Annotated in this window: 21 protein-coding genes; 8 read left to right on the forward strand and 13 right to left on the reverse strand. The window is 68.6% G+C overall.

Annotated features, from left to right (window positions below; all coding sequences use genetic code 11):
- Window positions 1-239: 239 nt before the first annotated feature.
- Window positions 240-1,250, forward strand: a complete 1,011-nt coding sequence (locus ABT114_RS05195; RefSeq protein WP_351138771.1) for a helix-turn-helix transcriptional regulator — start codon at window positions 240-242, stop codon at window positions 1,248-1,250.
- 21 nt (window positions 1,251-1,271) lie between these two features.
- Complete coding sequence (locus tag ABT114_RS05200; protein WP_351138773.1) at window positions 1,272-2,264, forward strand: helix-turn-helix transcriptional regulator; 993 nt, start codon at window positions 1,272-1,274, stop codon at window positions 2,262-2,264.
- Here ABT114_RS05200 and ABT114_RS05205 read toward each other — a convergent pair.
- From ABT114_RS05205 to ABT114_RS05215, 3 genes are all read right to left on the reverse strand, one after another.
- Window positions 2,227-3,264: a helix-turn-helix transcriptional regulator gene (locus tag ABT114_RS05205; protein ID WP_351138775.1), complete on the reverse strand. Its 1,038-nt coding sequence runs from the start codon at window positions 3,262-3,264 to the stop codon at window positions 2,227-2,229. The genes ABT114_RS05200 and ABT114_RS05205 overlap by 38 nt on opposite strands.
- A 209-nt stretch (window positions 3,265-3,473) precedes the next feature.
- Window positions 3,474-4,097 (reverse strand): Uma2 family endonuclease, encoded by a 624-nt coding sequence (locus tag ABT114_RS05210; RefSeq protein ID WP_351138777.1) that lies wholly within the window; start codon window positions 4,095-4,097, stop codon window positions 3,474-3,476.
- Window positions 4,098-4,200: 103 nt separating this feature from the next.
- Window positions 4,201-4,659 (reverse strand): ATP-binding protein, encoded by a 459-nt coding sequence (locus ABT114_RS05215; RefSeq protein WP_351138779.1) that lies wholly within the window; start codon window positions 4,657-4,659, stop codon window positions 4,201-4,203.
- Window positions 4,660-4,900: 241 nt separating this feature from the next.
- Here ABT114_RS05215 and ABT114_RS05220 point away from each other — a divergent pair, with 241 nt between their 5' ends.
- Window positions 4,901-5,782: a helix-turn-helix domain-containing protein gene (locus tag ABT114_RS05220; RefSeq protein ID WP_351138781.1), complete on the forward strand. Its 882-nt coding sequence runs from the start codon at window positions 4,901-4,903 to the stop codon at window positions 5,780-5,782.
- An 11-nt stretch (window positions 5,783-5,793) separates the two neighbouring features.
- Window positions 5,794-5,994: a DUF397 domain-containing protein gene (locus ABT114_RS05225; RefSeq protein ID WP_351138783.1), complete on the forward strand. Its 201-nt coding sequence runs from the start codon at window positions 5,794-5,796 to the stop codon at window positions 5,992-5,994.
- 31 nt (window positions 5,995-6,025) lie between these two features.
- Here ABT114_RS05225 and ABT114_RS05230 read toward each other — a convergent pair whose 3' ends face one another.
- Window positions 6,026-7,123 (reverse strand): sugar ABC transporter substrate-binding protein, encoded by a 1,098-nt coding sequence (locus ABT114_RS05230; RefSeq protein ID WP_351138785.1) that lies wholly within the window; start codon window positions 7,121-7,123, stop codon window positions 6,026-6,028.
- Window positions 7,124-7,429: 306 nt separating this feature from the next.
- On the opposite strand from ABT114_RS05230, the gene ABT114_RS05235 reads away from it, so the two are divergent.
- A complete protein-coding gene (locus ABT114_RS05235) occupies window positions 7,430-9,859 on the forward strand; it encodes a PA14 domain-containing protein (protein ID WP_351138787.1) in 2,430 nt (809 codons plus the stop codon).
- Between the two features lie 78 nt (window positions 9,860-9,937).
- Here ABT114_RS05235 and ABT114_RS05240 read toward each other — a convergent pair whose 3' ends face one another.
- The 5 genes from ABT114_RS05240 to ABT114_RS05260 all read right to left on the reverse strand — a co-directional run bounded on the left by ABT114_RS05240 (window position 9,938) and on the right by ABT114_RS05260 (window position 15,273).
- Complete coding sequence (locus ABT114_RS05240; RefSeq protein WP_351138789.1) at window positions 9,938-10,390, reverse strand: heat shock protein transcriptional repressor HspR; 453 nt, start codon at window positions 10,388-10,390, stop codon at window positions 9,938-9,940.
- 5 nt (window positions 10,391-10,395) lie between these two features.
- Window positions 10,396-11,580, reverse strand: a complete 1,185-nt coding sequence (gene dnaJ, locus ABT114_RS05245; protein ID WP_351138791.1) for a molecular chaperone DnaJ — start codon at window positions 11,578-11,580, stop codon at window positions 10,396-10,398.
- Between the two features lie 48 nt (window positions 11,581-11,628).
- Entirely contained in the window at window positions 11,629-12,285 is a 657-nt protein-coding gene (grpE, locus tag ABT114_RS05250) for a nucleotide exchange factor GrpE (RefSeq protein ID WP_351138793.1), read from the reverse strand.
- A complete protein-coding gene (gene dnaK / locus ABT114_RS05255; RefSeq protein ID WP_351138795.1) occupies window positions 12,282-14,138 on the reverse strand; it encodes a molecular chaperone DnaK in 1,857 nt (618 codons plus the stop codon). The genes grpE and dnaK overlap by 4 nt, the downstream gene beginning before the upstream one ends.
- A gap of 94 nt (window positions 14,139-14,232) precedes the next feature.
- On the reverse strand, window positions 14,233-15,273 hold the full coding sequence (locus ABT114_RS05260; protein WP_351138797.1) for an MraY family glycosyltransferase: 1,041 nt from the start codon (window positions 15,271-15,273) through the stop codon (window positions 14,233-14,235).
- Window positions 15,274-15,506: 233 nt separating this feature from the next.
- On the opposite strand from ABT114_RS05260, the gene ABT114_RS05265 reads away from it, so the two are divergent.
- The 3 genes from ABT114_RS05265 to ABT114_RS05275 all read left to right on the forward strand — a co-directional run bounded on the left by ABT114_RS05265 (window position 15,507) and on the right by ABT114_RS05275 (window position 20,661).
- Window positions 15,507-17,789 (forward strand): (Fe-S)-binding protein, encoded by a 2,283-nt coding sequence (locus tag ABT114_RS05265; protein WP_351138799.1) that lies wholly within the window; start codon window positions 15,507-15,509, stop codon window positions 17,787-17,789.
- A 274-nt stretch (window positions 17,790-18,063) separates the two neighbouring features.
- On the forward strand, window positions 18,064-19,536 hold the full coding sequence (locus ABT114_RS05270; RefSeq protein WP_351138802.1) for an FG-GAP-like repeat-containing protein: 1,473 nt from the start codon (window positions 18,064-18,066) through the stop codon (window positions 19,534-19,536).
- 69 nt (window positions 19,537-19,605) lie between these two features.
- Window positions 19,606-20,661 (forward strand): Yip1 family protein, encoded by a 1,056-nt coding sequence (locus tag ABT114_RS05275; protein ID WP_351138804.1) that lies wholly within the window; start codon window positions 19,606-19,608, stop codon window positions 20,659-20,661.
- A gap of 85 nt (window positions 20,662-20,746) precedes the next feature.
- On the opposite strand, the gene ABT114_RS05280 is transcribed toward ABT114_RS05275, so the two are convergent.
- The 4 genes from ABT114_RS05280 to ABT114_RS05295 all read right to left on the reverse strand — a co-directional run bounded on the left by ABT114_RS05280 (window position 20,747) and on the right by ABT114_RS05295 (window position 23,379).
- On the reverse strand, window positions 20,747-21,223 hold the full coding sequence (locus ABT114_RS05280; RefSeq protein WP_351138807.1) for a hypothetical protein: 477 nt from the start codon (window positions 21,221-21,223) through the stop codon (window positions 20,747-20,749).
- Complete coding sequence (locus ABT114_RS05285) at window positions 21,220-21,423, reverse strand: hypothetical protein (protein WP_351138810.1); 204 nt, start codon at window positions 21,421-21,423, stop codon at window positions 21,220-21,222. Before ABT114_RS05285 ends, ABT114_RS05280 begins: the two co-directional genes overlap by 4 nt.
- 63 nt (window positions 21,424-21,486) lie before the next feature.
- Complete coding sequence (locus tag ABT114_RS05290) at window positions 21,487-21,885, reverse strand: hypothetical protein (protein ID WP_351138812.1); 399 nt, start codon at window positions 21,883-21,885, stop codon at window positions 21,487-21,489.
- Window positions 21,886-21,888: 3 nt separating this feature from the next.
- Window positions 21,889-23,379, reverse strand: a complete 1,491-nt coding sequence (locus ABT114_RS05295; RefSeq protein ID WP_351138814.1) for an ALF repeat-containing protein — start codon at window positions 23,377-23,379, stop codon at window positions 21,889-21,891.
- Window positions 23,380-23,799 lie beyond the last annotated feature (420 nt).

Below are 23,799 nucleotides of genomic sequence, written 5' to 3' on the forward strand. Positions count from 1 at the left end.
GTCAACGACTACCGCAATCGCACTACTGTCCGCACGAACGTCACTCGACTCGCCGACGAGGCCGCTCACGGCCCCGAACACCGCGGCGGCGGAAAGAGCAGCGGCAAGTACCGAGCGAAGCATTCTCTTACGCATAGTCGGCTTCGTCCTCACTCGATGGTCTCCTCTTCCCCCGTCGGATAAGACGATGGCTCATTCGGGCACGTCATGGCCACACAATCGATGCATCATGTTCCTGCATGTTCAGGACCCTGGGGGGTGGAGAATTGGGGACAAATGGTACGCAAGCGGCACATCCCCATGCGATAACCGAACTCTGCGACGAAGGCAGTCGCCTCTACACCAGTGCACTTCGCGCTGGTCGCATCCCTCGGGCGGACGTGGAACCCGTGCCCTGCCTGATGGAGTTCGGCCTCCTGTACCCGGACCCCGACGACGTCAACTGGCTACGGCCGGTGCTGCCGTCGGTCGCCCTGGCGCAGCATCTCCACCCCCTGGAACGAGAGATCACCGAGCGCAGGCGGCTCTCGGTCGAACTCGCCGACGCTTTCGAACCGTTCATGGCCGCCAGCGCCCAGAACACCGGGACCACCCACTCCATCACCGTGCTGGAGGGCCGGGACCGGATCAACGCGGCACTCAACATCGCCACGTCCGAGTGCCACACCGAGGTGCTCGCCGTGCAGCCCGGCGGCCGCCGCCTGGAGAGCAACCTCCTGAAGGGCCTGGAACGCGACCGTCCGCTGCTCGAGCGGGGGGTCCGGCTGCGCACGCTGTACCAGCACACCGCCAGGCACAGCCCCCAGACCCTGGCCTATGTGGATCAGATCTCCACCGGCAAGGTCGAGGTCCGCACCATCGACGAGCTCGTCGAGCGCCTCATCATCTGCGACGAGACCGTGGCCTTCATTCCCATCCGGGAGGACCGGCAGGTCGCCCTGGAGCTCCGCCACCCCGGCCTGGTCCGTTACCTGGTCAAGGTCTTCGAGTTCATGTGGACGCGCGCGGTACCCCTCAGGGTCGGAACCCCCTACGAGACCGCCCCCGACGGCATCACCGACATCCAGCACTCCATCGCCAAACTCCTCATCGAAGGACACGTCGACGAGGCCATCGCCCGCCGCCTGGGCATGAACGTGCGTACCTGCCGCGCCCACATAGCCAAGCTGGCCCAGGCCCTGGGCAGCGGCAGCCGCGCCCAGCTCGGCTTCCTCATAGCCCAGTCGGGAATCCTGGAGCGGGAGCACTGAACCCCGGAGGGAGAGCGTCAAGTGAGCACGGTGCCGCATCCGAGACACGGCGTGGACGACCTGTGCGCCGCCGGCACGGAGCTGTACGAACGGGCTCTGCACGAGGGCCGGGTACGCGCCGCCGAGGCAGCGGCCGCGCCCTGCCTCATTGACTTCGGGCTGCTCCACCCCGGCCTCGAAGACCTGGACTGGCTGGAGCCCGTCGCGCCGGCCGTGGCCCTGCACCAGCTGCTGCGCACCTCGTCGGAGCGCATCGCCGACGAGCGGCGCCGCGAGGCCCGGCTGGCGGAGCGGTTCGCGCCGCTCCTGCGGAGCGGCGGCCCCCGTACGCCGGCCGTCGCGGACACGCCCTCGGCCAGGGTCCTGAGCGGAACGGAGCGGATCAACCGGGCCATCACCGAGGCGATGGCCGAGGCGACCCGTGAAGTCCTGTGCGTCCAGCCCAACAGCAACTACAGCAACGAACGCGGGCAGATCGCCCAGTCCGTCGCCATGGACCGGGACCAGTCCCTGCTGGACCGCGGCGGCCGCATCCGCACGCTTTACCAGAGCACTCAGCGACATGTGCCCCTCGTCATGGCCCGCTACGAACAGCTGCGGGGCGACGCGGAGGCCCGCACCCTCGACGAGCTCACCGAACGCCTCATCCTCGTCGACCGGACGGTCGCGTTCATCCCGGCCGACGACGACAGGCTCATGGCCCTCGAGGTCCGCCACCCCGCCCTGGTCAAGTACTTCGGCACCACCTTCGACCGCCTCTGGTCCCTGGCCACCCCCATGTTCCCCGAGGCCGTCCGGCCCCCCACGCTCAACGGCATCACCCCCCGCCAACGCGCCATAGCCACCCTCCTCGTCGAAGGCCACACCGACGCCGTCATAGCCGACCGCCTCGGCATGAACGTCCGCACCGCCCGGGTCCACATCGCCAAACTCGCCGCCACCCTCGGCAGCGACAGCAGGGCGCAGCTCGGCTACCTCATCGGGCGGTCGGGGATCCTTGATCAGGAAGGGTGAGGTGGGGGACGTCGGGGGTGTGTGCGGGGCCGTCCAGGCCGACCTGGGCGATGCGGACGCCCAGTTGGGTGCGGCTCGCCGCGCCCAGGGTCTCCGACAGGCGCGCGATGTGGGCGCGGCAGGTGCGAACGCTGATGCCGAGGCGCTCCGCGATCACCGCGTCCTGGTGGCCCTCGGCGAGGAGCGCCGCGATGGACTGTTCGCGGTGGGAGATGCCCTCGATGCCGGTGTCGGGGAGGGGAGCGGTGAGGGGGATCGCCAGCCGCCACAGGCGTTCGAAGACCGTGGCGAAGTAGCCGACCAGGGCGGGGTGTCGGAGTTCCAGGGCCATGGTGTGGTCGGCGTTCGCGGGGATGAAGGCGACTGTGCGGTCGAAGAGGATGAGGCGGTCGATGACCTCGTCGAGGGTCCGTGCCTCGACCGTGTCGCCCATCAGCTCCAGGTAGTGGAGCAGGCCCTGCCCGTGCCGGGCCACGTGGTTGTACAGGTCCCGCATGCGTACCCCGCGCCCACGCAGCGCCAGCGCCCGGTGCAGGCCCTCGGACAGTTCGGCCTCGCGGCGGATGCCGCCCGGCTGCACCGTCAGCACCTCCGTCGTGCACGCCTCCGTCGCCTCGTCCATCGCCGTCTGGATACGGGAGAGGCCGTCCAGGACCCGGATCGCGCTGCCCTCGGTCCCGGACGACGGCAGCCGGCCGCCCAGGCCCGCGTACCACTCGACGGCCGCCACCGCCGCGCCCACCCGCCGCTGGCTGGTGCTGACCTCGTCGTACACCCCGCGCAGCAGCCGGGTCATGACCTCCTGCGGTGCCGTCGGCACCAGCCAGTCCATGTCGTCGGGGTCCGGGTGCAGCAGGGCGAGTTCCAGGAGGCAGGGGACCGGGTCGGCGTCACGGCGTCGCACACGGCCGCGCCGTACGGCCCGGGAATACACGCGATCCCCGGTCCCGCACAGTCGGTCGGCACCGTGTGGATGCTCCTCCGTCCCGCGCCCGGCCATCGCCCAGCCCACCCCCGGTTCCAGCCTCTTCCGCAGGCGCCACTATGCGCGGACCGGACCTGCTCCGCAACACGGCTCCCCCCGCCACGGCCGTGGGAAACAGCGGGTTTGCCCTGCTATCCGCCTACCTCCGCCCGTCGCGTTGCAACAAGCTGATGGTGGCGACCCGTGCTCTACGGGTGCATCGCGGAGCAGACCTCAGCCCCGCCTCAGCCCCGTTTCGGGCCCGTGATCGCCTCGCCGATGACGAACCCTTTGGCGGGGCCTTCGGGGATGGTGACGTCGGCGCCGTAGGGGACACGGTGGATGTCTTCCCAGTCGGCCTTTTCGGGGCGCGGTCCGGTGAACAGGGTCACGGTGCCCTGGCCGTCGTAGTCATCGATGGTGACGTACACCGGGATACCGGCGCGAGCGTACTCGCGGCGCTTGCCGACGCGGTCACGGTCCTGGTTGCGCTTACCTGGAGAGACGACCTCGACGACCGTCTGGACCGCAGAAGCTTTGACGCCGAGGCCGTCCTCCGCCTCGATCAGCTCCGCGTCCCGAGGAGCCACGAACCCATCCGTGATCCACGCCCTGCGCGTGTGGATCACGTTGGTGTCGTTCCAGGCGCCGTACTCGCTGTCGTGCAGAAAGATCGCCAGGGCGTCCCGCAGACGGTTGACAACCTGGGCATGTGAAAAGCGTCCAGTGGGCGACACCTCGATGACTCCCTCGATGATCTCAGCGCGGTAGCCCTCGGGGAGTTCCATGGCCTTCCACGCCTGCCACAGGACCTCATCCAGGTCGATCTCAGGCATGGTCTCGGGCCTCTCGTGCGCAAGAGCGGTCATGGTGGCATCACCTCCTCAAGTGCGGGCTTGACGTCCTTGGGGCACAAGCAACGCGATCACGGTAGACACGGTGATACGACTGACCAGCGGCGATGCCCTCGGATCAGCCGATCGGGTGACACCGGAACGGTCCAGCGCCGACCCCCAGCTCGAACCACACGCCCTTCGCGTACCGCCCGGACCTCTCGTCGGCGACCCCCCACACATCCGCCGTCTCCGCGACGAGCGCGAGGCCGCGCCCCCAGCAGGCGACCCTGCCCGCGGCGGGGTGGGCCACGACCGGTGGGTCGGGGCTCTCGTCGAAGACGCTGACGTGGAAGCGTGCCGGGGTGAGCCGGATTCGGAGCATCGCGGAGCCCTTCGTGTGCAGGTGGACGTTGGTGACGAGTTCCGAGGTGCACAGGGCGGCGGGCATCACGAGTGGCTCCCGGTCGTGGGTGAAGAGCACGGCACGTACGAAGTCCCGGCAGACGCGGGGGGAGGTGACGTCGGCAGGGACGAACAGGCTGTATTCGTAGGTGAGTTGGGCTGGTCGGTGGGGGGCCCTGCGGGCGGCTTCCATGAGGGGGCTCCTGTCTGGTACGCCCGCGATGACTCCGTCCGAGTCCGGCTGGAGGCCGGTTCGGGTGCGCTTTCGCTTGCGGGCAGGGGTGATCGGACAACTCCGATGCGGTTCCGGAGCGTTAGCAGCGCCTCACTCACCGTAGGGGAGCAGGTTTACAATTTTCAAGCTGCTTCATGGAATCGGTGGACGAACTCCCGCCCTCTGGAGAGACTTTGAGCGAACCGACGAGGAGTAGCCAGTGGGACTGCGCACCACCATCAGCGAGCGTCAGCGACGACTCGGCCTCGAGCTCAAACAACTGCGCGAACAGGCAGGGATGAGCGCAGGTGAGGCCGCCGAGCGGATCGGCATGGCGCGTGCCCAGCTGAGCCAGATCGAGACCGCCAAGACAACGATCCTGACGGAGCGGCTACTGGAGCTGTGCCGCGTGTATGGGTGTACGGATAAAACCTACGTCGATGCCTTGGTGGCCTTGTCCGAGGCGACCGGGAAAGGCTGGTGGAGTGCGCACAAGGGGCCGATGGAGTCAGGCGCGCTCAGCTTGGCCGAGTTGGAGGCGGGCGCCACTGCACTGTGCATGCATCAGTCGCTGTTCATCCCAGGGCTCTTCCAGACCGTCGCGTACACCCAGGCCATCTTCAACAGCCCCAAGCTGGGGTTCGAAAACACCGAGGAAGCCCTGACCTTCCGGATGGAGCGGCAGCGGATCCTCACGTCCGAGAACCCGCCCGCAGTCCACGCCGTGATCCACGAGGCCGCCCTGCACATGCGATTCGGCGGACCTCAGGTGGTACGCGAGCAACTGCTCCGGCTCATCGAACTGGCCCGCCTGCCCAACGTGACCATCCAGATCTATCCGTTCAGCGCACAGGCGCACGCCGCCCTCAGCGGGAACTTCGTTCTCGTCATTCCCAGCGTTGCGGAGCTGAGCACCGTCGTACTTGAACAGCCCAGCGGGTCCCGGTACTTGAGCGAGCGAACCCAGCTGCATCAGTACAAGGACATGTTCGACCGACTCGTCGAAAACGCCCTCGCACCCATCGACGTATCGTTGGCCCCTGAAGCACACTCAGTGAAGGACTCGCTGGCCTTGGTTCAGCACCTTCTCTACACCCTTTAGGGGAGGCCCGAATGTCCGAACTCCACTGGCAGAAGTCGACGTACAGCGGCGGCCCGCAGGGGGACTGCGTCTACCTCGCCACCGCCCCCACCGGAACCATCCACCTCCGCGAGAGCGACCGGCCCCGTACCGTGCTCTCCACCACCCCCGCCTCCCTCTCGGCTCTCCTCGACCACCTCAAGGCGCCGACGCGTGGTACGACCAGGTCGTAGGACCTGGTCGCCATGGCGACCGCAGGCGGTACTACTTCAGCCCGAGCGTCGAGCAGGCCGCCTTGTACTTGGCCGTGCAGATGTCGGACACCTTGTAGATGCCGTCCGCGATGACGGTTTCCTGGATGTTGCTCTGCGTCAGGGCGACGACGGTCACCAGCTGCGCGGGGATTTTCTTGTTCGTGGGGCTGTCGACCGTGTCCCGGGCGAGGGCGTCGAACTGGATGTCGTGCCCCTGGACCTTGGCGATGGCCATCTGCGCGGCGGCCTCGGCCTCGTCCGGGTACGACTTGTACACGCTCATGTACTGCTCGCCGGAGACGATCCGCTGCACCGCCGAGAGCTCCGCGTCCTGGCCGGTGATCGGCGGCAGTTCGCTGACGCCCGCGGCCTCCAGAGCCTTGATGATGCCGCCGGCCATGGCGTCGTTGGCGGAGTAGACGCCGGCGATGTTGTTCGCGCCGATCTTGTTGATCGCCTTGGTCATGTTGGCCTGGGCGAGGTCCGGGTTCCAGTCCTTGGTGTCGTAGGTCGCGGCGATCGCCACCTTGCCGTTGAGCTCGGAGAGCGCGCCCTCCTTGAACTGCGCGGCGTTCGGGTCGGTGGGCGAGCCGTTGATCATGACGATCTTGTCCGAGGTGTCGCTCATGGCCTCGGCCAGAGTGCGCCCCTGCACCTCGCCGACGAGCTCGTTGTCGAAGGAGACGTACGCGTCGATCGGGCCCTCGGCCAGCCGGTCGTAGGCGATGACCGGGATGCCCGCGTCCTTGGCCTTCTTCACCGTGCCCGCGATGGCGTGCGAGTCGACGGCGTCGAGCAGGATGACGTCGACCTTGTCGTCGATCATCTTCTGCATCTGGGTCGTCTGCGTGTCCGCGTCGGAGCCGGCGTTGGCGTACAGGGTCTTGCCCTGCTTGTTGGTGAGGGAGGCGACCTTCGCCTTGATGATGGGGTAGTCGAACTCCGCGTAGCGCGTGTTCGTCTTCTCCGGCATCAGCACGCCCACCGTGACGTCGTTGCCCTTGGTCGGGCTCGCGTCGGCGCTGTCCCCCGTCGTGTTCAGCATGCCGCAGCCTGCCAGCGAGAGGGTCAGGGTGGACGCGGCCACGGATATGGCGATACGGCGCATTCGGGGGCTCACTTCAGGTGCGTTCCGGACATGGGTGCGGCATGGTGACCCAGGTGTCTGAAAAGCCAACGCGTCGGCAACCATCGGCGTCAAGCGGAATCACTTAACGAGATAGCAACATCACGCTCCGCTTTGCTCAGACTCGATCGTAAAGACGCTGCGGAATCTTCTCCAAACGCTCTTTACGGACCCTCCATCCAACGGAAGTTCATGCGCAGGCAAAGATCCGTACAACCAACCCGCCTCCTCGTGAGTCGTGATCACGACGGGCTTAAGCCCCCGTCCCGATCCCGACCAGAGGACCGCATGAACCCAGCCAGACGACGCACGTCCACGGCGACCGCCACCGCCGTCGTGCTCGCCACCGCCGGTGGCCTCCTCACCGCCGTAGCCGCACCCGCGTCCGCCGCCACGACCTGCACCTCCCCGGTCTACAAGCGGCAGTTCTACGCGAACACCGCGTTCTACGGCACTCCGAAAAGAACGGACTGCGACAGCGCGATCGACCAGAACTGGGGCACCAAGGCCCCGGCCTCCGGCCTGCCGACGAACAACTTCGGCGTCCGCTGGACGGTCACCCGCGACTTCGGCTCCGGCGGCCCCTTCACGTTCTCGGCCGCCACGCAGGACGGCGTACGGGTCTACGTCGACGGCGTCCGCAAGGTCGACCTCTGGAGGAACGTCTCGTCCACGGTGAAGAAGACGGTCAACGTCACCGTCCCGTCGGGCAAGCACACCCTGCGCGTGGACTACGTCAACTGGACCGGTTCGGCGAACGTCAAGTTCGGCTACACGCCCCGAACTTCCGCGAGCGTCGACAAGGTCAAGCCGCTCGTCCCGACAGGGACTTCGGTGACGTACGACAAGACCACCGGCAAGGCGAAGGTCTCCTGGTCGAAGAACAAGGAGATGGACCTCGCCGGCTACCGCGTCTACCGCCGTCTGAAGGGCGCGGCGTACCCCACCAAGCCCCTGGCGACGACCACCTCCACCTCGTACACCGACGCGACCGTGCCGAAGACCGGCGCGACCTACTACTACGAGGTCCGCGCCTACGACAAGGCGGGCAACGCGTCGGCGGGCACCGCCGACCAGGCCGTGGTCACCGTGGACAAGACACCGCCCGCGGCACCCTTCGTCGAGATGGACTCGTGCCCGGTCGACCAGCCCTTCGCGGCCCCGGAGCTGGTCACCACCGCCCAGAACGCGGCCGACATCGCGTGGTACGAGATGCAGCGCCTCAACCCCGTGACCAACACCTGGAGCACCGTCTACTCCGGTGCCAAGGGCGCGATCTGCGACACCGGCCGCCCCGCCGACGGCACCAAGGTCACCTACCGCGGCCGGGCCCGGGACGCCGCCGGGAACTGGTCCGCGTACTCGGCCGCCACCACGTTCACCACCTCCGACCTGACACCGCCGGCGCCCGTCTCCAGCGTCCGGGTCGAGTACCGGTCGGGCGTTCCCCACCTGGTGTGGTCCCCGGTCACCGGGGCCGCCTCGTACCAGGTCCTCCAGTACGACCCCTCGACCGGCGGCTACTCCGACGCCCTGTCCGGCGGCGGCAGCACCGCGCAGACCGACGTCGTGCCGCGCCAGCTGCTCTCGGTCGCCGACAGCTACCGGTACGCGGTGCGCTCGGTGGACGCCAAGGGCAACGCCGCCGCCCCGACGGAGATCACCCTGGCGATGGCCGACCGGCCGGAGGCCATCGCCCCGTTCGCGACCACCGCGGTCAACTATGGCGAGGGCGTGTCGATCGAGTGGAGCGGCGCCGACCCGTGGACCTTCGACTCGGACCAGCCGCTGCTCACCTACCGGATCGTCCGCACCGACAAGGCGACCGGCGAGAGCAGCGTCGTGACCGGGTGCAAGCCGAACAGCTCGCAGGACCTGCCGGTGACGGACCCCAAGACGTACTGGACCTGGGCCGGTGACGACGCCCCCGCCTACGCCGGCAGCCAGCAGATCAACGGCGTCTGCCGGGACATCTCCGGCGCGTCCGAGACGACGTACGACTACACGGTCGTGACGATCGACCCGTACGGCCATGAGTCGGCGCCCGGTCCGGCCGCCACGGCGACCACGTCGGACACCGTACGTCCGGCGCCGGTCGAGAACCTGACGGCCGAACGGGTTCCGCTCGGTGTCCGGCTGACCTGGACACCGCCCGCCGACGACGACGTGAGCGGCTATCACGTGTGGCAGAGCACGACCGACCCGGACACCGGAGAGACGGTCTGGGACTCCAACTGCTTTTCGAGCACCTCGATGTCGGCGACCGAGATCCTCTGCCCGACGATCCCCGACGGCGCCACCCACCTCTACCGGGTCGCCGCCACGGACGGCACCGCTCTCGCCGACCCGGACGACATCGCGGCCTTCAACCCCGCCGAGGTCTCCGTCACCCTGCCGGACACCCGCCCGCCGGGCTGGACCGGCACCGAGGTCCGTGAGGACCAGTACCCGGAGCTCTACGTCCGCTGCGGCGAGACCATCTACGACATGCCGTGCGGCGACTACACGGACTACCGCTGGGAGAAGTGGGACGCGGCCGCCGGCGCCTGGACCACGTTCGCCACGGGCAAGGTGACCGACCCGGAATTCCACATGGACACCACCGTGCACGAGGACCCGCTCGGCCTGTACTACTACCGGGCCGTCTACATCGACCCCACGGGCAAGGAGGAGGTCGTCGAGCAGGAGGCGTACGGCATCTGGGACTCCTGGCTCTGACCGCACACACGGCTCCGGCCGCACACGAAGGGGCCCGGGAAGTCTCCCGGGCCCCTTCGTGTGCGTACCGTCGGACCGTCAGTCCGAGGACTGCTGCCGCTTCGGCCGCCACACCACCAGCGCGCTCGTCTGCTGGACCTCCTGGTACGGGACCAGGTCGCGTCGGTAGGAGGCGTGCACCGCGGCCTCGCGCTGCTGCATCGCGGCCGCCGCGCCGTCCAGGGCCGCTTCCATTTCCGCGACGCGGGACTGGAGGGCGGCGACCTGGTTCTCCAGTTCGATGATCCGCTTGATGCCGGCCAGGTTGATGCCCTCGTCCTGCGACAACTGCTGGACGGTGCGCAGCAGTTCGATGTCGCGGGCCGAGTAACGCCGGCCCCGGCCCGCGGTGCGGTCGGGGGAGACCAGGCCCAGGCGGTCGTACTGGCGAAGCGTCTGCGGGTGCAGGCCGGAGAGCTGGGCCGCCACCGAGATGACGTAGACCGGGGTCTCCTCGGTCAGTTCATACGGGTTACGCCGACGGCCTTCCATCACTCTCAAGCTCCCTTCGCGGCCTCGAACAGCTCCGCCCGCGGATCCTCCTCCGCGGTCGCCTCGCGATACGCCTCCAGTGCGTCACGAGCCTTCCCCGACAGGTCCTTCGGGACACTCACCTCGACGGTGACCAACAGGTCTCCGCGGGTGCCGTCCTTGCGGACCGCGCCCTTGCCGCGGGCGCGCATGGTGCGGCCGTTGGGCGTGCCCGGGGGCAGCTTCAGCGTCACCGGCGGGCCGCCGAGGGTCGGAACCCGGACCTCGCCGCCGAGCGCCGCCTCCGTGAACGTCACCGGGACGGTGACGGTGAGGTTGTCGTCCTTGCGGCCGAACACCGGGTGGGAGCCGACGTGCACGACGACATACAGGTCGCCGGCCGGGCCACCCCGCTCGCCGGGCGCGCCCTTGCCGCGCAGCCGGATCCGCTGCCCGTCGGTGACGCCCGCCGGGATGCGGACCTGCATCGTGCGGGAGGACTTGGCGCGGCCGCTGCCGTGGCACTCCAGGCAGGGGTGCTCGGCGATCAGACCGCGGCCCTTGCAGTCCGGGCAGGGGTCCGTCAGCGAGAACCCGCCGCCGGAGCCCCGCGCCACCTGGCCGGTGCCGACGCAGGTCGGGCACACGCGCGGTGTGCCGTTCTTGTCGCCGGTGCCGGAGCAGGCCTTGCACGGCTGCTGCGAGGTCATCCGCAACGGGACCGTCGCGCCCTCGATCGCCTCCGTGAAGCTCAGCGTGACCTCGGTGTCGATGTCCTGGCCGCGCCGGGGCTGGGTGCGCGTGCCGGTGCCCGCGCCGCCCCGGTTGAACAGGCCCCCGAAGACGTCACCGATGCCGCCGCCGAAGCCGCCGGCCCCTCCGCCGCCGCCCTGGGCGCCGCCTCCGAAGAGGTCGCCCAGGTCGAAGTTGAAGTTGCCGCCGCCCGCGCCGGGCCCCGGACGGAAGCCGCCGTTGCCGAAGAGGGCGCGGGCCTCGTCGTACTCCTTGCGCTTCTTGGGGTCACCGAGGATGTCGTTCGCCTCGGAGATCTCCTTGAAGCGCTCCTCCGCCTTGGCGTTGCCCTTGTTGGCGTCCGGGTGGAACTCGCGGGCGAGCTTCCGGTACGCCTTCTTGATCTCGGCTTCGGTGGCGTCCTTGGGGACGCCGAGGACCTTGTAGTAGTCCTTCTCGATGAAGTCCTTGGTGCTCATCCCCGACGTCCCTCCTTCCTCATCCGTATCGCACTACGTATGGCAACGTCAGCCCTCGTCCGGGCCACCGCTCTCCTTGTCGTCAGCCGCCTCGGCCGACTCGTCGGCCTTGACGGTCTGCGCCCCCGGCTGGGGTTCGGCCACCGCCACCCGCGCGGGGCGGATGGTGCGCTCGCCGATCCGGTACCCGGGCTGCAGAATCGCCACGCAGGTCGTCTCGGTGACGTCCGGCGCGTAACTGTGCATCAGGGCTTCGTGGATCGTCGGGTCGAAGGGCTCGCCCTCCTTGCCGAACTGCTGCAGACCCATCTTCGCCGCCACGGTCTCCAGCGACTCCCCGACGGACTTGAATCCGCCGAGCAGTTCGCCGTGTTCCCGCGCGCGGCCGACGTCGTCGAGCACGGGCAGGAGCTCGGTCAGGAGGCTCGCGATGGCGATCTCCTTGACCGCGATCCGGTCGCGCTCGACCCGGCGGCGGTAGTTCTGGTACTCGGCCTGGAGCCGCTGGAGGTCCGCCGTGCGCTCGCCGAGCGCCGTACGCACCTGGTCCAGCTGGGCCACCAGACCCGCTGTCTGGTTCGCGTCCCCGGCCGGGGCCGCCGCCTCCTCCGCGGAGGGGGTGGCGGCCTTCGGCTCGGCGTCGTCAGGGGTGGCGCCGGAGGGGACGTCGGGCTTCTCCTCGAAGCCCGGGGTCTCCTCCGTCACGCGGCACCGTCCTTGCGCTCGTCGTCCACGATCTCGGCGTCCACGACGTCGTCGTCAGCGGCCGCGGCACCACCCGGGGCAGCGCCCTCCGGACCGCCGGCGGCGGCACCCTGCGCGGCCTGGGCGTCGGCGTACATGGCCTGGCCCAGCTTCTGCGAGACGGCCGCGACCTTCTCGGTCGCCGTACGGATCTCGGCGGTGTCCTCGCCCTTGAGCGCGGTCTTCAGCTCCTCGACCGACGCCTCGACCTCGGTCTTGATCTCGCCCGGGACCTTGTCCTCGTTGTCCTTGAGGAACTTCTCGGTCTGGTAGACGAGCTGCTCGCCCTGGTTGCGGGCCTCGGCGGCCTCGCGGCGGGCGTGGTCCTCCTCCGCGTACTTCTCGGCCTCTTCGCGCATCCGGTTGACCTCGTCCTTCGGCAGCGAGGAGCCGCCGGTGACGGTCATCTTCTGCTCCTTGCCGGTGCCGAGGTCCTTGGCCGTGACGTGCATGATGCCGTTGGCGTCGATGTCGAAGGCGACCTCGATCTGCGGGACACCACGCGGGGCCGGCGGCAGACCGGTCAGCTCGAACATTCCGAGCTTCTTGTTGTACGCCGCGATCTCGCGCTCGCCCTGGTAGACCTGGATCTGCACGGACGGCTGGTTGTCCTCGGCGGTGGTGAAGATCTCGGACCGCTTGGTCGGGATCGTCGTGTTCCGCTCGATGAGCTTCGTCATGATGCCGCCCTTGGTCTCGATACCGAGGGACAGCGGGGTCACGTCGAGGAGCAGGACGTCCTTGACCTCACCCTTGAGGACACCGGCCTGGAGCGCGGCGCCGATGGCGACGACCTCGTCCGGGTTCACACCCTTGTTGGCCTCGTTGCCACCGGTCAGCTCCTTGACGAGCTCGGCGACGGCGGGCATACGGGTGGAGCCACCGACGAGAACGACGTGGTCGATCTCGCCGAGCTGGATGCCGGCGTCCTTGATGACGTTGTGGAACGGCGTCTTGCAGCGCTCCAGCAGGTCAGCGGTGAGCTGCTGGAACTGGGCGCGCGTGAGCTTCTCGTCCAGGTGCAGCGGGCCCTCGGCGGACGCCGTGATGTAGGGCAGGTTGATCGAGGTCTCGGTGGACGAGGACAGCTCGATCTTCGCCTTCTCAGCGGCCTCGCGGAGGCGCTGCAGGGCCATCTTGTCCTTGGCGAGGTCCACGCCGTGGCCGGCCTTGAACTGCTGCACCAGGTAGTCGACGACACGCTGGTCCCAGTCGTCACCACCGAGGTGGTTGTCACCGTTGGTGGCCTTCACCTCGACGACGCCGTCGCCGATCTCCAGCAGGGACACGTCGAAGGTGCCGCCACCGAGGTCGAAGACGAGGATCGTCTGGTCGTCCTTGTCGAGGCCGTACGCGAGCGCGGCCGCGGTGGGCTCGTTGACGATACGAAGGACGTTGAGACCGGCGATCTCACCGGCTTCCTTCGTCGCCTGACGCTCGGAGTCGTTGAAGTACGCCGGGACGGTGATGACCGCGTCGGTCACCTTCTCGCCCAGGTAGGCCTCGGCGTCGCGCTTCAGCTTCTGCAGGATGAACGCGGACATCTGCTGCGGGTTGAAGACCTTGCCATCGAGCTCGATCTTCCAGTCCGTGCCCATGTGACGCTTCACGGAGCGGATGGTCCGGTCCACGTTCGTGACCGCCTGGCGCTTGGCGACCTCGCCGACGAGCACCTCACCGTTCTTCGCGAAGGCGACGACGGACGGCGTGGTCCTGGCACCCTCGGCGTTGGTGATGACGGTGGGCTCGCCGCCCTCCAGAACGCTGACGACGGAGTTAGTCGTGCCCAGGTCGATGCCGACCGCACGTGCCATGGTGATTTCCTCCAGCTGACTTGAGTGGAACGGACTCAAGTGTGCACGAAGGCCCCCGCCCGGTCAACAGAGCTGAGCCTTACCGACTCAACTCTTATCCGTTCCTTACACGCAACTGGGCGCTGACCTGCGCCGATGCGGTCCGCCGCGCACCCGGCACAGCCCGCCGCGGACTGGGCGGAGGAAGCCGCAGCAACCCGAGTACGACGACCAGCGCCACCCCCGCCACCCACAGCACGGCGCTCGCACCGATCCACCCGGCGTGCACCAGCACCCCGACGAGCACCGCCGAGAAGGCGCCCGCGCCGAGCACCACGGTCGCCCCCTGCGGAGTGAGCCCGAGCCGCCGCAGCCGGTGGCCGAGATGGTCGGGCCCGCGACGCAGCAGCGGCCGCCCGGCGATCCGCCGCGCCAGGACCACGAGGACGGCGTCGGCGCTCGCGACCGCGGTGAGCGCGAACAGCACGCCCGCGCTGGGGGCGAGCGCGTACCCGGTCCGGGTGAGCACGGCGGCCGAGGCGAGCACGAAGCCCGTGAACAGCGACCCGCACGCCCCGAGACCCACCCGCGCGGGATGCCAGTTGTGCATGAGGAACCCGGTCAGCGCGGCGGCCAGCACGCTGAGCAGCACCGCGAGCCCGTCCATGACCTCGGCGGCGGCACAGGCGCCCACCCCGAAGGCGGTGACGACCCCTACGGTGCCCGCGAGCCCGTCGGCGTGGTCGAGCCCCTTGAAGGCGACCGCCACCCACACGATCCACCCCACGGCCAGCAGCCCGCCGGGCACCCCCGTCTCCCGGTACGGAACGACACAGGCCGCCGCCACGGCCGTACCGACGACCAGGAACCGCGCCTTCAGCCGCCACACGTCGCCGACCAGCCCGAGCGCGGCGACCGCGACACCCGCGACAAGCAGCTCCCTGACCCAGCTCCCCAGCCGGGCGACCCCCGTCCAGTCGCCCGCGGCGGCGACGGCACAGGTGGCGAGCACGACGGCCGCTCCTCCCAGCAGCGGCACCGGCCGCTGCCGCCGTCGGTCGAGGATCCCGAGCCGGCGGGCAGGCGTTCGGAGCAGCGCCGCGAGCACGGCGGCGAGGAGCAGGGCTGCGGTGGCGGCGGCGATCCCGTAGAGCACGGATATAAATTAGGGGTAAATGTATCAATTTGGTATGAATAACACGATCGGATCCGGGACGAGATCCGGGAGCGGATCGTGCGACCGGATCGTGAGGCAACCCTCAGCGACGCAGATCACCGAGCGGCTGACTACAGTGCGGCGGAGGATGCGGGTAGTCTCAGACGAACTGCATAAGTTACCGCTTAGTAATTTCGCTCGAGAAAACCCTCGCAGGCCCGAGGAGCCCCGAAATGCAACTCGCCGCGATCATCGTGTCGCTGGTTCTGATCGTGGTCGGCGTGGCCCTGTTCGGCCGCGCCCTCCTGCAGATCTACAACTTCATGCGGCTCGGCCAGAACGTGCCCGCGGGCACCCGCACCGACGAGCCCGTCCAGCGCACCGTCACCGTGGCCAGGGAGTTCCTCGGCCACACCCGGATGAACCGCTGGGGCATCGTCGGTGTCGCGCACTGGTTCGTGGCGGTGGGCTTCTTCTCGCTGCTGCTGACGATCGTCAACGCCATCGGCCAGCTGTTCCAGGCCAACTGGATCCTGCCGGTCATCGGCGACTGGGCGCCGTACAACGTCTTCGTCGAGTTCATCGGCACGATGACCGTGCTCGGCATCCTGACGCTGATCGTGATCCGCCAGCTGAGCAAGCCGAACAAGCCGGGCCGCAAGTCCCGCTTCGCCGGCTCCAACTTCGGCCAGGCGTACTTCGTCGAAGCCGTCATCCTCATCGTCGGCGTCTGCATCTTCATGCTGCACGCGCTGGAGGCCGCCCAGCACCACGTGGACGGCTACGAGGCCTCGTTCTTCATCTCGTACCCGGTGGTGTCGTGGCTGGAGGGCCTGGACGTCTCCACGCTCCAGAACCTCACCTACTTCTTCGCGGGCCTGAAGATCGCGACCTCCTTCATCTGGATGATCACGGTCGCCCTGAAGACCGACATGGGTGTGGCCTGGCACCGCTTCCTGGCCTTCCCGAACATCTGGTTCAAGCGGAACGCGAACGGTGAGACCTCGCTCGGCGCGCTGCTCCCGATGACCTCCGGCGGCAAGCCGATCGACTTCACCGACCCGGGCGACGACGACGTCTTCGGTGTCTCCCAGGTCGAGCAGTTCTCCTGGAAGGGCCTGCTGGACTTCTCCACCTGCACCGAGTGCGGGCGTTGCCAGTCGCAGTGCCCCGCCTGGAACACGGGCAAGCCGCTGTCGCCGAAGCTCCTCATCATGTCGCTGCGCGACCACGCGCACGCCAAGGCCCCCTACCTGCTGGCCGGCGGCGGCAAGACGATGGAGGGCGAGGAGAAGGCCTCGGCCGAGGCCCTCAAGGACGTCCCGGCCGCCGCGCTGGCCGAGGCCGAGCGCCCGCTCATCGGCACCGCCGAGGAGAACGGCGTCATCGACCCCGACGTCCTGTGGTCCTGCACCACCTGCGGCGCCTGCGTCGAGCAGTGCCCGGTGGACATCGAGCACGTCGACCACATCGTCGACATGCGTCGCTACCAGGTCATGATCGAGTCCGCGTTCCCGTCCGAGGCGGGCACGATGCTCAAGAACCTGGAGAAGAAGGGCAACCCCTGGGGCCTGGCCAAGAAGCAGCGCCTGGAGTGGACGAAGGAACTCGACTTCGAGGTGCCGGTCGTCGGCAAGGACATCGAGGACCTGACCGAGGTCGAGTACCTGTACTGGGTCGGCTGCGCCGGCGCCCTCGAGGACCGCGCCAAGAAGACCACCAAGGCCTTCGCCGAGCTGCTCCACATCGCGGGCGTCAAGTTCGCGATCATGGGCGGCGACGAGAAGTGCACCGGTGACTCCGCCCGCCGTCTCGGCAACGAGCCCCTGTTCCAGGAGCTCGGCATGGAGAACGTGGCCGCGCTGAACATGGCGTTCGGCGAGGAGACGGACGACGAGGGCAACGTCACCGAGGAGTCGCGGAAGCCCAAGTCGGCGAAGAAGATCGTCGCGACCTGCCCGCACTGCCTCAACACGATCGGCAACGAGTACCCGCAGCTCGGCGGCGACTACGAGGTCATCCACCACACCCAGCTGCTCCAGCACCTGGTGGACGAGGGCAAGCTGGTCCCGGTCACGCCGGTCGAGGGGATCATCACCTACCACGACCCCTGCTACCTGGGCCGCCACAACAAGATCTACACGCCTCCGCGCGAGATCATCGCCAACGTCCCGGGTCTGCGGAACGAGGAGATGCACCGCCACAAGGAGCGCGGCTTCTGCTGCGGCGCCGGTGGCGCGCGGATGTGGATGGAGGAGCGGATCGGCAAGCGCATCAACAACGAGCGTGTCGATGAGGCGCTGTCGCTGAACCCGGACATCGTCTCCACCGCCTGCCCGTTCTGCCTGGTCATGCTGACCGACTCGGTCAACGGCAAGAAGAACGAGGGCAAGGCCAAGGAGTCCATCCAGGTGGTGGACGTCGCCCAGCTGCTGCTCGAATCCGTCAAGACGCCGGTGGACCCGGCGGGCGAGACGGAGGTCGAGAGCGAGCCGGAGCCGGAACCGGTGAAGTAGCCCCTTCGGCCCAGCCGACACAGCCGACACCCCCGTGACCAGGCCGGTCACGGGGGTGTCGGCTTTCCCCGAACACGAACCCGAAGTCGAGGTGCAGTCGGCGAGAACTCGAACAAGCACCGTCCCCTCGTACAACCCTCACCCCTCACCGCAGGTCTCCTGATCACAGACCGCCCGGTAAACGGAGAGACAAGCTCCGGCAAACAGGGACGGTCCGTACCTCATCGCCCACGGATGCCACCGGGCATCCCCCGCATGCCGCAGGAGAACCCGCATGCACAAGCACTTGCGCATCGCCCTCGCGACGGCCACCGCGGCCGCGCTGACGGGCGGTCTGCTCAGCTTCGCGTCCACGGCGGCGACCGCCGCGGACTCCACGGCCGTCCCCTTCGCCGACTTCAACAACGACGGCAAGGCCGATGTCGCCTTCTCCGCCTCCGAGGCCTACGTGAAGGGCAAGAAGGGCGCCGGCCAGCTGGTCGTCCTGTACGGCACCAGCACCGGCGTGACCGCCGCCAAGCGCTCCACCATCAGCCAGGACACCTCGGGCACCCCGGGTGGTGTGGAGGCGGGCGACGCGTTCGGCTCCGACACGGCGTACGCCGACTTCAACCACGACGGCTACGACGACCTCGCGGTCAGCAGCCCGGGCGAGGACGTCGGCAACGACGTCGACGGCGGCTCCGTATCCATCCTGTGGGGCTCGGCGTCCGGCATCACCGGCAAGGGCATCGCGATCCCCGACCCGGCGCAGAGCGGCCACGACAACTGGGGCCGCTTCCTCGCCGCCGGCGACTTCGACGGCGATGGCAAGGCCGACCTGGCCGTCGGCAGCAACAACTCCACCATCTACGTCTACAAGGGCGGTTTCACCACGTCCGGCACGCCGGGCGGCCGCTACACGATCAAGCCTCCGGTCTACTCCGGCGAGGGCATCGGCGCGCTCAACCTGACCGCCGGCGACGTCAACGGCGACGGCCGTACCGACCTGGTGGTCGACGGCTACGAGACGAGCACGCAGTACGGCTGGAACCGCAACTACTGGATACCCGGCTCGGCCAGCGGCCTGAGCGTGGCCTCCGCCAAGGCGCTCAAGCCCGGCGTGATCACCGCGATCGGTGACATCGACGCCGACGGCTACGGTGACATCGTCAGCGGCGCGGAGTGGGACTCCACGACAGACGACGGCACGACCATCCCCGACTCCGCCAAGGGCGGCAAGGTGTGGGTCACCTACGGCACGGCGAGCGGCCCGGGCTCGGCCACCGGCATCACCCAGGACACCGCGGGCGTCCCCGGCTCCTCGGAGACGGCCGACGGCTTCGGCTACGAGCTGGACCTCGGCGACATCAACGGCGACAGCTACCTGGACCTGGTGATCGGCGCCCCCGGCGAGACCCTCAACGGCGTCGCCCACACCGGCATGCTCACCGTCCTCTACGGCTCCGCGAACGGCCTGGACACCATCACCGGCGCCCAGGCCTTCGGCCAGAACGACCCGAGCGTCCCCGGCAACGACGAGAAGAACGACAACTTCGGCCTCGACGTCAAGCTCGACGACGTCACCGGCGACGGCAAGGCCGACCTGATCGCGGGCTCGGGCGAGAACAGCGGCGACGGCTCCATCACCTACCTCCCGTCCAACGGCACGAAGATCACCGCGACCGGCGCGCGCAGCATCTGGCCGGCCGACGCGGGCGTCTCGACGACGGGCACACCGTTCTTCGGCGCGAACTTCGCGGACTGAGGCCCTGACAACTCGCTTGACTGAGGCCCTGACCTCTCCCTTAAGGGATGCGCCTGCCTCCCTTAAGGGATGTCACAGCTCGGCAGCAAAGCCGGTTCCGGAAGGCCCGACCCCGCACGTCACTCTCCGGGACCAGGTACGTTCGAAGGCGTGGCTGGATTCAGGATCGGACGCGGCGGCCGGGACGACCGCGCCCCGCAAGCGCGACCGCAACACCCCCCGTACGGGCAGCAGGCGCCCCAGGGACAGTCGGCGCGGCCCTCGGGGCCGTCGTACGGCTACCCGCCGGCGCAGCAGCCGTACCCGCAGCAGCGGCCGCAGTACCGGGGCGGCCAGCAGCCGCCGTACGGTGGCGGAGGCGGTGGCGGCTCCCAGTGGCCGCAGGCGAACGGCGGCCCGGGCGGCGGCGAACCGGAGTACTTCGGGAGCGACGACCCGTACGCCCCCGGCCCGGGCACCCCGCACGACCCGTACGCGGCGAACAACCCGGGCCACACCCAGGCGTTCTCGATCGACAACCAGCCCGCGTACAACCAGGGCGACACCTACCACGCGGGCTCGACGGCCCCGTCGGCCCCGATCGGCCCGCCGCTGCACTGGAAGGAGCTGCTGCGGGGCATCGTGACCGCCCCCAACCAGACCTTCCTCCGGATGCGCGACTACACGATGTGGGTCCCCGCCCTCGTCGTCACCTTCCTCTACGGCCTGCTCGCGGTCTTCGGCTTCGACGGCGCCCGCGAGGACGCCATCAACGCCACACTCTCCAACGCGATCCCGATCGTCCTGACGACGGCCGTGGCGCTGGTGCTGAGCTCCTTCATCCTGGGCGTGGTCACCCACACCCTGGCCCGCCAGCTCGGCGGCGACGGCGCGTGGCAGCCGACGGTCGGCCTCTCCATGCTGATCATGTCCCTCACGGACGCCCCGCGTCTGGTCGTCGCGATGTTCTTCGGCGGCGACGCGTCGTTCGTACAGCTGCTGGGCTGGGCGACGTGGGTGGCGGCCGGCGCCCTCCTGACCCTCATGGTCAAGGCCTCCCACGACCTGCCCTGGCCGAAGGCGCTGGGCGCCTCGGCGATCCAGCTGATCGCTCTGCTGTCGATCGTGAAGCTGGGCACTTTCTAGGTTTTTTCGCGCTACGACGACGAAGGGCTCCCGGCCTCGGCCGGGAGCCCTTCTCTGTTCTCACTCACTCATCCCGGGAAGTCGGCTACCCCGGGAAAGAGCGGTCCAGAACCGATCGCACCTGCCTGATCTCACGCTTCCATCGATCACTCTTCATGATCTCGTGATCCCAGGTGACCACAGGCTCGTCCCCTGCCACGCAGTAACCGTAGATCTGGTCCGCGATGTCGTCCGTGAAGAGGTGGTCGAAATGAAAGGCTCCCTCGAACGTCAACCACGCGATTCCCTCCGCGTGTACAGACGCTTTCCGCAGGCACTCCCGCAGATAGGCAGGGAAATCCTGGTCGTCCAGGTGTCCGTCCTCGAAGGTGAGGTCGTACTCCCAGACGACCGCTTGTCTCTCCCAGGGCTCAGAGGAGATCCCGAAGAGCTCGACCTCGTCCGGACGCGTGCCGGGCAGGTCGAACTCGCCCTCCTGCAAGGAGGATTCGACTCGCCCGAGCGTGAAGAGAACGACGACTGCGGGACCGCTCCAGCTGATGGCCTCCTTGAGCGAGCTCACCAGAGGCCCCACTTCGTCATGTTCTTGGCGCCGGGCACCATCGAGCTCAGGATCTTGCCCTGGTAGGGCCCTTCCTTCGCCACGAATATCACCACCATCTTGCCGTTGACCTTTTTGGCGAAGCCCTTGGCCTGGGTGCCACAGATCTTCCAGTCGAACGTCTTCTCCGGCGATGTCAGAGCCTGCGAGAAGTTGTCCATGAAGTACTTGACCTGAGAGGGCCCCGCCGAATCCAAGTGATCCGGCGGGGCCCTGTCCTGTGCTCAGTGGTCCAGGCTCGGGAACAGGTCCCTGTCCTCCCAGTCCGAGGAGAATGCCTCCAGCATCCTCTCGTAGTGCCGGATGAGCCTGCGGTTGACCTGCGTGAGGCAGTCGAGATAGCGCCGTTCCACCTCACCGCGCAGCCAGGCCCACCGGAACCGGTGAGCGAAGTACTGGACGATCTCGGCGGCCCCGGACAGTTCCCGGGAGTCGAGGGCGTACAGGAGGGCCCGCTTCACTTCGTCCGACTCCGGATCCGGTGCCGCGGCCACCCGGGCGGCCAGCTCCGCCAGCACCGGGTCCGCAACGAGTGTCGACTTCCGCTGGTCGAGGATCCCGGACACCTGGTGGAATCCGTCGACGAGCAGTTCGTACATCCGTTGCGACTCCGATCGAGGCATCCGTTACCACCGTTCCTTGTAGCTCTTCTCGCCGACTTCGAAACCGGCGTCACGGAAGGCCTGCTCGGCGGCGGCCCGTGCCTCCGGTCCCTTCGGCTGGTAGTGACCCGACCTGTTGTCGATGGACTTGATGTTGCCCTGGTAGAGCTTCAGCTCACCGGCGGCGATGACCTGCTCTCCCTGCGCGAGGTCGATGTGCCCGTAGATGCTGCCGAGCCGGGTGACCCGCAGCTCACCGCCCGGCAGAACCACGTACACGAACCGTCCGGTCGCCTCGTGCAGGTCGTCCAGCTTCTCGAGCGGCACCTTCTCCAGCGGGATGGGCTTGTCGTCGGGTTCGAGGTTCTTCCACAGCTTGCACTCGGCGGACGACGCGAACGCGGACAGGGACATCGTCGCCATGCCGCTCAGGCTCTTCACGCAGGGCGCCTTCACCCCCTTCAGCTTGAGGTGCAGGGCCGACATCGCGAGGCCCTCGAAGCACGAGACGTCCGGCTTGGTGATGCACTTCTCGATCTCATCCGCGCCGACGTACCAGGCGATGAGGCGGTCCAGGTACGTGCTGGTGATACAGCCCATGCCGCCGGCTCCGTCGGAGCCGCAGACCAGAAGCGTCTCACCCGGTTTGATGTCGCCCCAGTTCGCGTGACGGTACGTGACCAGCCGCTTCTCCAGCGCCTCGCGCAGCTCCTGGTCCGAGATCGGCTTGCTGGCCTCCTGGAGTTCCTTCTCGATCTGCTCCTTCAGTTCCGTGACGAGCTTCTCGGCGGTGATCGTCAGCGCGTCGGCGTAGGCCTGGGCGGCCGCGGCGGCGTCCTTCCCCGCCGCCAGCTCCGACAACTTCGCCTCGTAGGCAGACTGGTCCGCCTGCGCGGCGTACCCCCTTGCGACTCCGGCGGAGTGCTGGGCGGACTGCGCCGAGCGGGCGGCCGACTGGGCGGACTGCTGGGCCGACGCGGCCGCGTTCCTGGCCGTCTTGGCCGACGCAGCCGCCTCGGCGGCGGAGTCCGCGGCTTGGTCGGCCGACTTGTCGGCCTGCTCGGCGTACGTGTTCGCCTGGTCGGAGGACGCCTTCGCCTTGTTGGCCCACTTGGTGGCCTCGGCGGCGTTCTTACGAGCCTCCGCGGCGACCTTCTGCGCCTCAGCGGCATCCTTCTGCGCGAGGGCCGCCGACTTGTAGGCGGCCTGGAGCAGGGTGCTGACCTCGGCGATGTGGGCGGCGGAGTTGGCGTCCCGCTGCCGCGCCTTGTACAGGCCGATCTCCAGGAAGGAACGCAGTCCGGTCGGCGGGCCCGACAGCACGGCCTGCGCCGCGGCCTGGACCTCCGGGCCGCCGGTGGCGAGGGCCTCGCTGACCGCGACGCGATCGTCGTCCTCCCGCGCCTCGTACTGCCCGACCTCCAGGAAGTGCGCCACGTCGTCCCCGGTGCCGTCGAGTGCCGCGCTCGCCGCGGCCTTCACACCCGGACCGCCAGCGGCGGCGATCTTGGCCACGGCGACCCGGTCGTCGTCCTCCTTGCCCGGGTAGGCACGCGTGCGCAGCCACTCCCTTACCGGGCACCCAGCCCTGGGTAGCCTCTTCGACCAGGCGCCCGCGGAACCAGTCCCCTCGCTTGCCGACTTTCGCCAGCGCGTGGACGAGGCATGGTCCCTCGCGCACGCATCGAGCTACGACGCGCTGAGCGATCACCTTGTCTGGTTGCTTCCAAGCATCGAGACCGCAGTACGTCACGCCCCTGCCGGCGATCGCTCGGAACTTCACGCCCTGCGCGCCAAGGCATACCAGGTGGCAGCCGCGAGCTTCACCCGACAGGACCAGGCCGACGCGGCATGGGTTGCGGCGGACCGAGCGCTTCAAGCAGCCGAGCTCGCGGGCCAACCATTGGAGGTCGTGGCGAGCCTGTTCCGCATGGC

The organism is Streptomyces sp. NPDC002088 (genome assembly GCF_040296605.1).
Lineage (GTDB): Bacteria > Actinomycetota > Actinomycetes > Streptomycetales > Streptomycetaceae > Streptomyces.

Excerpts from the sequence above, each read along its gene's own strand:
- ABT114_RS05195 (WP_351138771.1), top strand. The coding sequence starts at position 240 with ATGTTCAGGACCCTGGGGGGTGGAGAATTGGGGACAAATGGTACGCAA.
- ABT114_RS05205 (WP_351138775.1), bottom strand. The coding sequence starts at position 3,264 with ATGGCCGGGCGCGGGACGGAGGAGCATCCACACGGTGCCGACCGACTG.
- ABT114_RS05210 (WP_351138777.1), bottom strand. The coding sequence starts at position 4,097 with ATGACCGCTCTTGCGCACGAGAGGCCCGAGACCATGCCTGAGATCGAC.
- ABT114_RS05215 (WP_351138779.1), bottom strand. The coding sequence starts at position 4,659 with ATGGAAGCCGCCCGCAGGGCCCCCCACCGACCAGCCCAACTCACCTAC.
- ABT114_RS05225 (WP_351138783.1), top strand. The coding sequence starts at position 5,794 with ATGTCCGAACTCCACTGGCAGAAGTCGACGTACAGCGGCGGCCCGCAG.
- ABT114_RS05230 (WP_351138785.1), bottom strand. The coding sequence starts at position 7,123 with ATGCGCCGTATCGCCATATCCGTGGCCGCGTCCACCCTGACCCTCTCG.
- ABT114_RS05235 (WP_351138787.1), top strand. The coding sequence starts at position 7,430 with ATGAACCCAGCCAGACGACGCACGTCCACGGCGACCGCCACCGCCGTC.
- ABT114_RS05240 (WP_351138789.1), bottom strand. The coding sequence starts at position 10,390 with ATGGAAGGCCGTCGGCGTAACCCGTATGAACTGACCGAGGAGACCCCG.
- dnaJ (WP_351138791.1), bottom strand. The coding sequence starts at position 11,580 with ATGAGCACCAAGGACTTCATCGAGAAGGACTACTACAAGGTCCTCGGC.
- dnaK (WP_351138795.1), bottom strand. The coding sequence starts at position 14,138 with ATGGCACGTGCGGTCGGCATCGACCTGGGCACGACTAACTCCGTCGTC.
- ABT114_RS05265 (WP_351138799.1), top strand. The coding sequence starts at position 15,507 with ATGCAACTCGCCGCGATCATCGTGTCGCTGGTTCTGATCGTGGTCGGC.
- ABT114_RS05270 (WP_351138802.1), top strand. The coding sequence starts at position 18,064 with ATGCACAAGCACTTGCGCATCGCCCTCGCGACGGCCACCGCGGCCGCG.
- ABT114_RS05275 (WP_351138804.1), top strand. The coding sequence starts at position 19,606 with ATGTCACAGCTCGGCAGCAAAGCCGGTTCCGGAAGGCCCGACCCCGCA.
- ABT114_RS05285 (WP_351138810.1), bottom strand. The coding sequence starts at position 21,423 with ATGGACAACTTCTCGCAGGCTCTGACATCGCCGGAGAAGACGTTCGAC.
- ABT114_RS05290 (WP_351138812.1), bottom strand. The coding sequence starts at position 21,885 with ATGCCTCGATCGGAGTCGCAACGGATGTACGAACTGCTCGTCGACGGA.